The organism is Sulfitobacter sediminis, from assembly GCF_040811725.1.
Taxonomy (GTDB): Bacteria; Pseudomonadota; Alphaproteobacteria; order Rhodobacterales; family Rhodobacteraceae; genus Sulfitobacter; species Sulfitobacter sediminis.
The window spans coordinates 222,843-235,033 of sequence record NZ_JBFNXX010000003.1 but is presented as its reverse complement, the minus strand read 5'-3'; the positions used below and the strand labels follow the sequence as shown (position 1 = coordinate 235,033).

The window sequence follows — 12,191 nt, the reverse complement described above, 5'->3', positions numbered from 1 at the left end:
TTTTTGAAAATTTCGGATCACGCCGCCGCGCCCTTCAACGCCTGCAGTTTCTCGGGCAGCGCGTGGGCCCAGGTGCTGATGGTGCCTGCCCCGAGGCAGACCACCATATCGCCCGGCACCGCCTGTTCCTTGACCAGCCGCGCGAGGTCGTCCTCGGAGGTTACCGCGCGGGCGTGGCGGTGGCCGTGACGGATGAGGCCCGCGACGAGATCATCGCGCGTCGCGCCTTCGATCGGGTCCTCGCCGGCGGCATAGACCTCGGCGATGCCCACCACGTCGGCGTTGTTGAAACAGGCGCAGAATTCATCGAAATGGTGGTGCAGGCGCGTATAGCGGTGCGGCTGGTGCACGGCGATGACGCGGCCCTTGGTGGCCTGCCGCGCCGCCTTGAGCACGGCGGCGATTTCCACCGGGTGGTGGCCGTAGTCGTCGATGATCGTCACGCCGTCTACTTCCGCCACTTTCGTGAAACGCCGGTTAACGCCGCCGAAGGCCGCGAGGGCGGCGCGGATTTCTTCCATCTTCATGCCAAGGTGGCGGGAGACGGCCACCGCCGCGAGCGCGTTCGAGACGTTGTGATCGCCCGGCATGGGCAGCGTGCAGCCCTCGATCACCTTGCCCTCGGCCTGCAGGGCCACGTCGAAATGCGCGACACCGTCCTCGTAGTGCAGGTTGACGGCGCGCACGTCGGCCTGTGCGTTGAAGCCGTAGGTCAGTACGCGGCGGTCGGTGATCTTGCCTACCAGCGCCTGCACCTCCGGGTGATCGGTGCAACAGACCGCGAGGCCGTAGAACGGGATGTTCGAGACGAAGTCGAGAAAGCCTTTGCGTAACGTGTCGAAATCGCCCCAGTGCTCCATATGCTCGGGGTCGATGTTGGTGACGATGGCGATGGTCGCGGGCAGGCGGTTGAAGGTGCCGTCGCTTTCGTCGGCCTCGACCACCATCCATTCGCCCTGCCCCATGCGCGCGTTGGAGCCATAAGCGTGGATGATGCCGCCATTGACGACCGTGGGATCGACACCACCGGCGACCAGCAATTCGGCGACCATGGTCGTGGTCGTCGTCTTGCCGTGGGTGCCGGCGATGGCGATGTTGGATTTGAGCCGCATCAGTTCGGCCAGCATCTCGGCCCGGCGCACGATGGGCAGGCCAGCGGCACGGGCGGCATCAAGCTCTGCGTTGCCTTTCTTGATGGCGGAGGAGATCACGACAACTTCCGCGCCTTCTATGTTTTCGGCACGCTGGCCTTCAAAAATCTTCGCGCCCAGTTCGGCCAACCGGTCGGTGATCTTTGAGGCTTTCAGGTCCGACCCCTGCACCGTGTAGCCGTGGTTCAGCAGCACTTCGGCGATCCCCGACATGCCGATGCCGCCGATGCCGACGAAGTGGATGGGGCCCACGTCGGTGGGCAGTTTGGTGGCGGCGGCGTTCATGTAGTCGTTCCTCTTTCGGCCAGGCCCTCGACCATGGCGGCCAGGTGTTCCGCGGCGTCCGGTTTGCCCACGGACATGGCGGCGAGCGCCATTTGCAATGCCGCGTCGGGGTTGTCCAGCACGCTTTGGATTTGTTCCGTCACGTTTTCGGTGCTGGCCATGTTTTCGGGCACCATGATCGCGGCACCCGCCTCGACGAGGCCGCGGGCGTTCGCAGTTTGGTGGTCTGCGGTGGCGGCGGCGAAGGGGATCAGGATCGCGGGCCGACCGATGACCGAGATGTCGGCGACGCTGGAGGCGCCCGCACGGCTGATGACGAGTTGCGCTTCGCTCATCCGGCGGGGGACGTCGTCGAAGAAGGGCTGCACCTCGGCGTCGATGCCCTGTTCGGCGTAGTAATTGGCAACGCGGTCGTGATCCTCGGCCCGGGCCTGATGGCTGACGCGGATGTTGCGCAGCGTGTCCATCGGCAGGGCCGCGATGGCGGGCGGGACCACGTCACTCAGGATCCGCGCGCCCTGGCTGCCGCCCATAACGAGGAGTTGCATGGGGTAGTCGCCGGGCGGGATATAGCCCGCCCCTGCCCTCTCCAGCACGGCGGCGCGCACCGGGTTGCCGGTGTGCACGCCCTCGACGCCCTCGGGCAGGGTCGTAGGCCAGGTGCCGCAGGCAACCGCATCGACGCGCCTGGCGAAGACCTCGTTCACCCGGCCCAGCACGCCGTTCTGTTCATGGATCATGCGGGGGATGCGCAGCAGTGTCGCCGCCGCGAGCGCGGGGATCGACGGGTAACCGCCGAAGCCCACCACCACGCGGGGCTTGTCAGGCAGCATCCTCCAGACGGCACCGATGGCCCCGCCCGCGATGCGAAAGGGCACGAGCGCCTTGGCCGCAAGACCGCCGCGCGCGAAGGTGGCGGAACTGACCTGGACGATCTCGACCTCTTTCGGGAAGCCGCCTGTGTAGCGTGCCCCACGCGCGTCGGTGCTGAGCCGCACGCGCCAGCCGCGCGTCAGCATCACTTCGGCCAGCGCCTGCGCGGGGAACATATGCCCGCCCGTCCCACCTGCCGCGATGATGAGCAAGGGTGCCGTCACCGAACCCGTGTCCTCCCCAGGATGTCGGAAAGCTCACCCTGAGGGCGCGTGCGGGTAAAGGCCAGCAGCATGCCCACCGCGATCCCCGAGGCGATCACGGAAGAGCCACCGTAGCTGACAAAGGGCAACGTCATGCCCTTGGCGGGCAGCAGCCGCACGGCCACACCCATGTTGATCATGGCCTGCACGCCGAACATGCAGGCGAGCCCCGTGCCCGCAAGGCGGATGAAGGGATCACGCTCGCGCACCAGCCGCAGGAGCGACCGCACGACAACGCCGGTGTAGAGTGCTATGATGCAAAGGACGAGGACAAGACCGTATTCCTCGGCCGCGACCGCGATGATGAAGTCCGTGTGCGCATCGGGGAGCGACCATTTCACCTGCCCCTCTCCCACGCCCACACCGAAAAGGCCGCCCTCGCGGATGGCGTTGGTGGCATAGCCAAGCTGGGTCGTGGGGTCGACCTCGGGGCTGAGGAAGCCGTCGATGCGGCGCGCGAAGTGTTCGGAATTGGCATAGGCCACGGTGCCCGCGATCACCACCATGGCGGCCATCCCCACCAGCAGGATCATGGGCGCCCCGGATACGAAATACATCACGCCCCAGCCAAAGAGGACCAGACAGGCCTGCCCGAAGTCGGGTTGCAGGGCGAGCATCAAAACGATCGAGATACACAGCGCGAAGGACCAGGCCTTGCCCGGCGGGCCATTGATCTCCTGACTGGCCGCCATCATCCAGGCGGCGGCGACGACGAAGCCGGGCTTGAGAAACTCGGACGGCTGAAGCGATGCGAAACCGAGGGAATACCATCGCACCGCGCCCTTGCCGAAGTCCGTGCCGAAGAACGGCAGAAGGGCCAGTGCGATGAACGACACGATGAACCCCAGCACCGCCAGACGCCGGACCACCACCGGCGACATCATCGAGGTGAGCACCATCGCGACGATGGCCAACCCGCCAAAGAAAGCCTGCCTCTGGACGTAGTGAAAGGGCTGGAAACCGTTCCGCTCGGCCAGAGGCACCGAGGCGGCAAGCCCCAGCAACAGCCCGATACCGAAAAGCATCAGGACGCAGGACATCGCCCAGCGGTCCACCGTTCGCCACCATTTTGGAAGAATGGGTTCACCGTCCTGAAAGTGGACGGTGCCATGCGCCATTGCCGTCATGACTGTCTGCCTTACACTGCCTTTGGTACCCGAAAGGGCGCCCCGTTCTCGGGGTCTGTGGGCGCACCTTAGCCGGGTTTCGCCCAACAGGCTAGGCTTTTTCCGCAGCGCTGGCGGGTCGGCGACGGCAGGTTTCAGAAGGCTCAGGCGGCCTTGTGCGTCCCCCGCACCGGGTAGTCGTTTGCCCGGATGAACCTGATCCCGCTCAGCAGGCTTTCGAGGTCAGGCCGCGCGAAAGGGGCGTTTGAAATATCCACGATCTGGATGTTGCCCGCGCCGTTGATGATGAAGAGTCCCGGCTCCGGGAACGGGCGGTCGGTTTCCTTTGGACTGCGGGGGTCTGAGACATAGAGGCCGAGCGATTTCATCTGCGGGATGCTCAGACCGTAACCGATGGTCAGGCTCAGAGATTTCTCCTCGGCCATTGCCTGCGCCTTCTCCTCAGGATCACCCGAGACAGCGATGACATCGATACCCTGTTCGGCGAATTCATCAACCATTCCATCCAGTTGCGCGAGGTACTTCTTGCAAAGCGGACAGTGCAGCCCGCGGTAGACCACAACCATTTGCCAGTCGTGCCCGCCGCGCGGCGCGCCTAGGGTCAGCTTGCCGCCCCCCACCTGCCCGACGTCCTGTCTCGGAAACGCCGCTCCCGCGCTCAACCCGATCATGTCGTATCCTTTCTTTCCTTGTGTATTCGGTATCACAGGTGCGCCAGTTGCCGGGCGCCCACAAGGCGTATCACGTCAACTTGACCGCGTCCTCCAATCCGGGCAAAGGCCGCAACATGCAATTCGATACCGTAATCATTGGCGCCGGTGCCGCCGGCATGATGTGTGCCGCCCACGTGGGCGGAAAGGTGCTAATCGTGGATCACGCAAAGGCACCGGGGGAGAAGATCCGCATCTCAGGCGGCGGGCGGTGCAATTTCACGAACCTCTATTGCGCCCCCGAAAGCTTCCTGAGCCAGAACCCTCATTTCGCCAAATCCGCGCTGGCGCGCTACACCCAGTACGACTTCATCGACCTCGTGGACCGCCACGGCATCACCTGGCACGAGAAGACGCTGGGCCAGCTTTTCTGCGACACATCCGCAAAAGACATCATCGCGATGCTGACGGGGCTGATGCGGGAAGCAGGCGTGGATGTGCGCCTGCAAAGCAGCATCAGCGACATCACGCGCCACGACAGCCACTTCAGCTTCACGCTGCATCATGCTGACAAAGAGGCAGAAATCACGACCCGGCACCTCGTTGTCGCCACCGGCGGCAAGTCGATCCCCAAGATGGGCGCCACGGGCTTTGCCTATGACGTGGCCCGCCAGTTCGGCCTGCCCGTGACCGAGACACGGCCCGCCCTTGTCCCCTTCACCTTCGCCGAGCGGCGCTTTGCCGAGATCTCCGGCGTCTCCACCCCGGCCCGCGTGACCGCAGGTGGCACCAGTTTCGACGAGGCGCTTCTCTTCACACACCGTGGCCTCTCCGGCCCCGCCGTCCTGCAGGCCTCTTCCTATTGGCGCGAGGGGGAGCCGATCACGGTCAATCTGACGCCAGACGGCGACCTGCTGGAGAAGCTCCGCTCCCAGCGCCAGACCTCGGGCCGCCGGAACATCACGACAGAACTGTCTCATCATCTGCCCGCCCGGCTGGTCGATCACCTGAGCACGCAGATGGACCTTTCCGGCAATCTCGCCGATTGGTCCGATACCCGGCTGAATGATCTGGTCGCCGCGCTCGCCCACTGGCACCTTACACCCTCCGGCACAGAAGGATACCGCACCGCCGAAGTCACATTGGGCGGCGTGGATACCGACGCGCTTTCCTCGACCAGCATGATGGCCAAGGACGTTCCCGGCCTTTATTTCATCGGCGAAGCGGTGGGTGTCACCGGCTGGCTGGGCGGTTACAATTTCCAGTGGGCATGGTCATCGGCCATGGCCTGCGCACGGGCGATTGCGAACCCGTAGAGCGGACGCCCTTGCCCGATCTACAGTTTCGCAACCTGCGCCGCGAAATCCTCGCCGCGCCGCTCGAAATTGTCGTATTGATCGAAACTCGCCGCCGCAGGCGCCAGCAGCACCACGTCGCCCGGCTCGGCTTCTGCCGCGGCCTTGGCAACGGCGACATCCATCGTGCCGCAAACCTCCGCCTCGACCTTCAGCTGCATCGCGAAATGCGCCGCCTCCCGCCCGATCACGTAGGCCTTGCGGACGTTTGCACTGGCCTCGGCCAACGCATCCAGTCCCCCGTCCTTCTCAAGCCCCCCGCAGATCCAGCGGATGTTGCGAAAGGCTGCGAGCGCCTTGGCCGCGGAATCCACGTTCGTCGCCTTGCTGTCGTTGACGAAACGCACGCCCCCCTTCTCGGCAATCGTTTGTGACCGGTGCGGCAACCCGCCGAAGCTATGGAACGCCTCCTCGATCGTCTTGGGGGCCAGCCCAAGCGTCCGGCAGGCCGCATAAGCCGCGCAGGCGTTCTGATGGTTATGCGCACCCGGCAGGCCCGTCACCTGACGCAGATCGATAGAGCCCACCTGCTTGCCCTTGCGGTACTCCGACAGGAACCCCTTGCGCGCGAAGACCTGCCAGCCCGGCCCGGTCAGCTTGCGCGCAACGGAGACGCGGATCACCCGGTCATCCGCCGGTCCCTGTGACAATTGCCCGGCAAGAAACCGCCCTTCCTCCTCATCGACGCCGATGACCGCGCGGTCCGGCCCGCCCTCGGCAAAGAGCCTGCGCTTGGCCGCGAAATAGCCGCCCATCCCCGCGTGCCGGTCCAGATGATCCGGGCTGAGGTTCGTGAAGACCGCCACATCCGGCGTGAGGCTGCGCGCCAGGTCCGTCTGGTAGGAGGAAAGCTCGAGCACCACCACCTCGCCATCCTCCGCAGGCTCCAGATCAAGCACCCCGCGCCCGATGTTGCCCGCCAGCTGGCACCGCCGACCGGATTGCGCCAGCACGTGATGGATCAGCGCCGAGGTCGTCGATTTGCCGTTCGATCCCGTCACCGCGATCACGCGGGGGGTGGTGTCGAAACTGTCCCAGTCGCGCGTCGCGAAACTCTGGAAAAAGAGCCCGATATCGTTGTCCACAGGCACTCCGGCCTCCAGCGCCAGCGCCACAACCGGGTTGGGCGCGGGATAGAGATGCGGGATTCCGGGCGAGACGATCAGCCGCGCGACCCCGTCGAAATGATCCTCTGTCTTGAAGGGCATGCAGAGGAACCCGTCGGCTTCCGCCGCCTCGCGCGCCGCCGGGTTGTCGTCCCAGCAGACGGGCTCCGCCCCGCCGGCCCTGAGCGCCCGCGCCGCCGTGAGCCCAGACCGCCCCAGGCCCAGAACCGCGACCCGCGCGCCTTCCACCCCCTGCACTGGAATCATCGCCACACCCCTGCTAGCCTTTCGGGTGCACCATGATGCGTCCTCGCGCCCTTCACAAGCCGGAGCCCGCCATTCCCGACCTTGACACCCTCCTGCCGGAGCTTGACGCTGCCCTACGCGCGGACGGCAACTGGGGCGCACCGGCAAGCTACATCCCGGAGCTTGCACGGATCGATCCCGCGCAATTCGGCATCTCTGTCGTCACCGCCGACGGCAGGCTGCATCAGGCGGGCGACACGAAGACACGTTTTTCCGTGCAGTCGATCACCAAGGTCTTTACCCTCGCCATCGCCCTCGGCCGCTCCGGCGACCAGCTCTGGCAGCGCGTGGGGCGCGAACCCTCGGGGCTGGCCTTCAACTCGATCGTCCAGCTTGAACGCGAAGAAGGCCGCCCCCGCAATCCTTTCATCAACGCCGGGGCCATCGTGACCACGGACGAGGTGCTTTCGGGCCGCGCGCCCCGCGACGCGCTGGCCGAGATCGTGCAGTTTATCCGCACCGCCGCAGGATCAGAGGACATCCACATCAACGACCGCGTCGCCGCCTCGGAAACCGCCCACGGCCACCGCAACTTCGCGCTGGCGCATTTCCTGGCCTCGTTCGGCAACCTCAAAAACCCGCCCGAGATGACGCTGGGCACCTATTTCCACCATTGCGCACTGGAGATGACGACAACCCAACTTGCCATGGCAGGCCGTTTCCTGATGGGCAGCCCCACTGGGCCACGGCTCCTGTCCACCGCGCGGGTGCGGCGCCTTAACGCGCTGATGCTGACCTGCGGCCACTACGACGGCTCGGGCGATTTTGCCTACCGCGTGGGCATTCCCGGCAAATCCGGCGTCGGCGGCGGCATCCTTGCGGTCGTGCCCGGCAAGGCCTCGATCGCCGTCTGGTCTCCGGGGCTCAACGTCTACGGCAACAGCCTCAAGGGCACCGACGCCCTTGCGCGCCTCGCCCGGGCGATGAACTGGTCGATCTTCTAGAAGACTTTGGCCAGTTCTCTTTTTGGCCATATCAAGTCCCGGAGGTTTGGAGGCAGCGCCTCCAAAGGCCCCAGCGGGGCCTTCGTCAGCGCACCTTCAACGTCGCAAGACCGATCATGGCGAGGATCAGCGAGATGATCCAGAAGCGGATCACGATCTGCGGCTCCGCCCAGCCCTTCTTTTCGTAGTGATGGTGGATCGGCGCCATCAGGAAGACCCGCTTGCCCGTGCGCTTGAAATAGAGGACCTGGACGATCACCGACAGCGCCTCGACCACGAAGAGACCACCGACGATGGCCAGCACCAGCTCGTGCTTGGTAGCCACCGCAATGGCCCCCAGCGCGCCGCCCAGGGCCAGCGAGCCGGTGTCGCCCATGAAAACGGCTGCAGGCGGGGCGTTGTACCAAAGGAATCCCAGCCCACCGCCGAAGATCCCGGCGGTGAAGATCAGGATCTCGCCGGTGCCCGGCACGTAGTGGACGTCGAGATATTCGGTGAAGTCCACCCGCCCGACCGCATAAGCAATCACGCCAAGCGTTCCGGCCGCGATCATCACCGGCATGATCGCAAGCCCGTCAAGACCATCGGTAAGGTTGACCGCGTTGGCCGCGCCGACGATCACGATGACCGCGAAGGGCACGAAGAAAAAGCCAAGATTGATCAGGGTGTCCTTGAACACGGGCAGCGCCAGCTGGTACTGCAGCGCCTCTGGATGATACATCGCCGCCCAGTACCCCGCGATGCCCGATATCAGAAATCCAAGCAAAAGCCGCAGCTTGCCGGACACACCTGATGTATTCTGCTTACTGACCTTGGCGTAATCGTCCGCGAACCCGATGGCCGCGAAGCTCATCGTCACGAATAGCACCAGCCAGACAAACGGGTTGTCGAGCCGCGCCCAGAGCAACGTCGATGTCAGCAGTGCCCCGACGATCAGCAGCCCTCCCATGGTAGGCGTGCCCGCCTTGACGAAATGCCCCTCGGGCCCATCGTCGCGGATCGGTTGGCCCTTTCCCTGTCGGCGGCGCAGTACCGCGATCAGCGGTTTGCCGAAGATGAAGCCGAAACAGAGCGCCGTCAGAAAGGCGCCGCCCGCACGGAAGGTGATATACCTGAAAAGGTTAAAGAAATCGCCGCCGTCCGACAGCAGCGTCAACCAATAGAGCATGCAACGCGCCCCTCATCATCATCTAGTGGGCCGCACCCCACGCTACACCCTGTCCACCGGATGGCTCATTTTCCGTATCGCGTCAACAATCAGCCCCAGTTTCATCGAGAGTGACCCCTTCACGAGGACCACGTCGCCACTGTCGATCTTCTGACGCAGGCTTTCCAGCATCTCCTCAGATGTCGCGGTCCAGGTGCCCCGTCGGTGTTCGGGCAAGGCCTCGTAGAGGCTGCGCATCAGCGGCCCGATGCAATGCACCTGGTCGATAGCGTCCATCGCCTTGAGATCGGAGAGCTCCTCATGCAATCTCTTAGCTTCAACCCCTAACTCCTTCATATCGCCAACAAAGGCGATCCGGCGCCCCTTGCTGACGCGGCCGATGTCATGGGTAACCGATGCCGCCGCAAGAACCTCCAGAGCGGCCGCCATCGAGGTCGGATTGGCGTTATAGCTGTCGTCGATCAGGTCCAGCGTCAAATGCGTCTCGACCGGGTCGAGAGTGATGCGTTCGCGCTGGCCGCGCCCCTTGTAAGGCCTCCAGCGGCCCAACGATTGCGCCGCAAGCGCCAGATCTGCCCCCAGCGCCTCCACCACGGCCAGCGCGCCAAGTCCGTTCATCGCGAAATGCCGCCCCGGTGAGGCGATCTTGAACAGCAGCGGCATGCCAAGCGCCTCGGCCTGCACCACGGTGGTGTCGTCCTGCACGCTGACCTCGCGCAACGTGAAATCATCCGCCGTTATCCCGAAGTCGCGGCTTGAGAGCCCAAGCTTCGCCGCCGTGTCCCTCAGAATGCCGGTATGGTCGATATCGGCGTTGATCACCGCCAAGCCACCGGCCGTCACCCCCTCGAAGATCGAGGCCTTTTCCACCGCGATCCCCGCTACGTTCTCGAAGGCTTCCAGATGCGCGGCGGCCACGGTCGTGACCATGGCCACGTCAGGCTTCGCCATCCGGGCCAGCGGGGCGATTTCACCGGGATGGTTCATCCCGATCTCGATGATCGCGTATTCGGTATCCTGCGGCATCCGCGCCAGCGTCAGCGGTACACCCCAGTGGTTGTTATAGCTGGCCACCGAGGCATGGGTCCGCCCCTGATCGGCCAGCATCGCCAGCAGCATCTCCTTGGTCGAGGTCTTGCCCACGCTGCCCGTCACCGCCGCGACCTTCGCCTTGGTGCGTGACCGGCCCGCCCGGCCAAGGGCTTCGAGCCCGGCGAGGACCTCCTCGACAATCAGAAGCGGCGCATCCTCCGCCACACCGTCGGGCACACGGGACACCAGCGCGGCTGCCGCCCCCTTCTCAAGTGCCTGCGCCACGAAGTCGTGCCCGTCGCGCAAATCTTTCAAAGCAACGAAAAGGTCTCCGGGCTCAATCGTCCGGGTGTCGATTGAGACGCCTTCGCAGGCCCAGTCCCGCGTCGTGCGTCCACCGGTGGCCGCGGCTGCTTCTTCACTTGTCCACAAGCTCATGCCAGCCTCCCGTCAAGCGCGGCCACCGCGACGCTTGCCTGTTCCGCATCGTCGAAGGGCAGTACGTCATCGCCCACGATCTGGCCTGTCTCATGTCCCTTGCCCGCGATCAGCAGCGCGTCGCCGGGGCCCAGCGCATCGACCCCGCGCAGGATGGCTTCGGCCCGGTCGCCAACCTCCGTGGCCTCGGGCGCGCCTTCCATGACGGCGGCGCGAATTTTCGCCCGGTCTTCGGAGCGTGGGTTATCGTCGGTGACGATCACGAGGTCCGCGTTGGCCGCCGCCGCCGCGCCCATGAGGGGACGCTTGATCGGGTCACGGTCCCCGCCCGCACCGACGATGGCGATGAGACGACCCATGACATGCGGGCGCATCGCCTTCAGCGCGGTTTTCACCGCGTCGGGCGTATGGGCGTAATCGACAAAGACCGCCGCCCCGTTGTCGCGCGTGGCGGCAAGCTGCATCCTTCCGCGCACGGTCGTCAGGTGCGGCAGCGTGTCGAAGACCTCTTGCGGGTCCGCCCCGCAGGCGATGACCAGCCCTGCCGCCAGCAGCACGTTTTCCGCCTGGAAACCGCCGATCAGGTCGAGCCGCTTCTGATAGCTCTTGCCGCGCCAGGAGAAGCGGATGTCCTGCCCCGTCGCGTCGAAGCGCTGACCTGTCAGGTGGATGTCTCCGCCGTCGCGGCCCACGGTCATCACCTCGCAGCCGCGCGCCTTGGCAATGGCGGCCATGTCCACGCCCTTGGGATCGTCGATGTTGATCACCGCTGTGCCGTCCTCGGGCAGGACGCGGGCGAAAAGACCAGCCTTGGCGTCGAAATAGGCCTCGAAGGTTTCGTGATAGTCGAGGTGGTCCTGGGTGAAGTTCGTGAACCCCGCCGCGCGCAAATTCACACCGTCGAGGCGACGCTGTTCGAGCCCGTGGGACGAGGCCTCCATCGCGGCATGGGTAATGCCGTAGGCTGCCGCCTCGGCCAGCGCGCGGTGCAGGGTGATGGGTTCCGGCGTGGTATGGGCCAGCGGCGCTGTCCATGCCCCCTCGACACCGGTGGTGCCGAGATTGACGGCGGGCAGCCCCATTTCGATCCAGATTTGCCTCACGAAGGTGGATACCGATGTCTTTCCGTTGGTGCCGGTCACGGCGACCATGGTTTCAGGCTGCTTGCCGAACCACAGCGCCGCCGTCAGCGCCAGGGCCTCGCGCGGGGCATCGGTGATCACAAGCGCCGCCTTGGAGGCCGCAAGCTCGGCTTCGGCGATCCGTGCGCCTTCGGCGTCGGTCAGCACCGCAGCCGCCCCCATGCGCAGGGCATACTGGATGAATTCGCCCCCGTGCATCCGGCTGCCGGGCATGGCGGCAAAAAGGAATCCGTCCTTCACATCGCGGCTGTCGACGGCAAGGCCAGTTATCAGCGGATTTGCCCCGCCGCGCGCCGTCAGGCCAAGCGATGAAAGCGGTACGGACTTGGGCGACATGGAGCGGGATTCTTT

At 65.2% G+C, this 12,191-nt stretch carries 10 protein-coding genes; 2 read left to right on the top strand and 8 right to left on the bottom strand.

The genetic code is table 11. The features are described 5' to 3' along the window. Positions 1-17: 17 nt before the first annotated feature. From murC to AB2B41_RS05585, 4 genes are all read right to left on the bottom strand, one after another. Positions 18-1,436, bottom strand: a complete 1,419-nt coding sequence (gene murC, locus AB2B41_RS05600; protein WP_367876766.1) for a UDP-N-acetylmuramate--L-alanine ligase — start codon at positions 1,434-1,436, stop codon at positions 18-20. Next, positions 1,433-2,533 (bottom strand): undecaprenyldiphospho-muramoylpentapeptide beta-N-acetylglucosaminyltransferase, encoded by a 1,101-nt coding sequence (gene murG / locus AB2B41_RS05595; RefSeq protein WP_367876765.1) that lies wholly within the window; start codon positions 2,531-2,533, stop codon positions 1,433-1,435. The genes murC and murG overlap by 4 nt, the downstream gene beginning before the upstream one ends. After that, positions 2,530-3,699, bottom strand: coding sequence for a putative lipid II flippase FtsW (gene ftsW / locus AB2B41_RS05590; RefSeq protein ID WP_367876764.1), 1,170 nt, complete (start codon positions 3,697-3,699; stop codon positions 2,530-2,532). Before ftsW ends, murG begins: the two co-directional genes overlap by 4 nt. A 143-nt stretch (positions 3,700-3,842) precedes the next feature. Continuing rightward, a complete protein-coding gene (locus AB2B41_RS05585; RefSeq protein WP_367876763.1) occupies positions 3,843-4,370 on the bottom strand; it encodes a redoxin domain-containing protein in 528 nt (175 codons plus the stop codon). Between the two features lie 116 nt (positions 4,371-4,486). Here AB2B41_RS05585 and AB2B41_RS05580 point away from each other — a divergent pair, with 116 nt between their 5' ends. Continuing rightward, positions 4,487-5,665, top strand: a complete 1,179-nt coding sequence (locus AB2B41_RS05580) for a BaiN/RdsA family NAD(P)/FAD-dependent oxidoreductase (protein ID WP_367876762.1) — start codon at positions 4,487-4,489, stop codon at positions 5,663-5,665. A 20-nt stretch (positions 5,666-5,685) separates the two neighbouring features. Here AB2B41_RS05580 and murD read toward each other — a convergent pair whose 3' ends face one another. Next, positions 5,686-7,077, bottom strand: a complete 1,392-nt coding sequence (gene murD, locus AB2B41_RS05575; protein WP_367876761.1) for a UDP-N-acetylmuramoyl-L-alanine--D-glutamate ligase — start codon at positions 7,075-7,077, stop codon at positions 5,686-5,688. Between the two features lie 32 nt (positions 7,078-7,109). On the opposite strand from murD, the gene AB2B41_RS05570 reads away from it, so the two are divergent. Further along, positions 7,110-8,060, top strand: coding sequence for a glutaminase (locus tag AB2B41_RS05570; protein WP_367876760.1), 951 nt, complete (start codon positions 7,110-7,112; stop codon positions 8,058-8,060). An 85-nt stretch (positions 8,061-8,145) separates the two neighbouring features. On the opposite strand, the gene mraY is transcribed toward AB2B41_RS05570, so the two are convergent. The 3 genes from mraY to AB2B41_RS05555 are packed head-to-tail and all read right to left on the bottom strand — an operon-like array spanning position 8,146 to position 12,176. Continuing rightward, positions 8,146-9,228 (bottom strand): phospho-N-acetylmuramoyl-pentapeptide-transferase, encoded by a 1,083-nt coding sequence (mraY, locus tag AB2B41_RS05565; protein WP_367876759.1) that lies wholly within the window; start codon positions 9,226-9,228, stop codon positions 8,146-8,148. A 42-nt stretch (positions 9,229-9,270) separates the two neighbouring features. After that, the gene (locus AB2B41_RS05560) at positions 9,271-10,698 is read right to left on the bottom strand and encodes a UDP-N-acetylmuramoyl-tripeptide--D-alanyl-D-alanine ligase (protein ID WP_367876758.1); all 1,428 of its coding nucleotides are present in this window, start codon (positions 10,696-10,698) and stop codon (positions 9,271-9,273) included. Next, positions 10,695-12,176, bottom strand: a complete 1,482-nt coding sequence (locus AB2B41_RS05555; RefSeq protein ID WP_367876757.1) for a UDP-N-acetylmuramoyl-L-alanyl-D-glutamate--2,6-diaminopimelate ligase — start codon at positions 12,174-12,176, stop codon at positions 10,695-10,697. The genes AB2B41_RS05560 and AB2B41_RS05555 overlap by 4 nt, the downstream gene beginning before the upstream one ends. Positions 12,177-12,191: the final 15 nt, after the last annotated feature.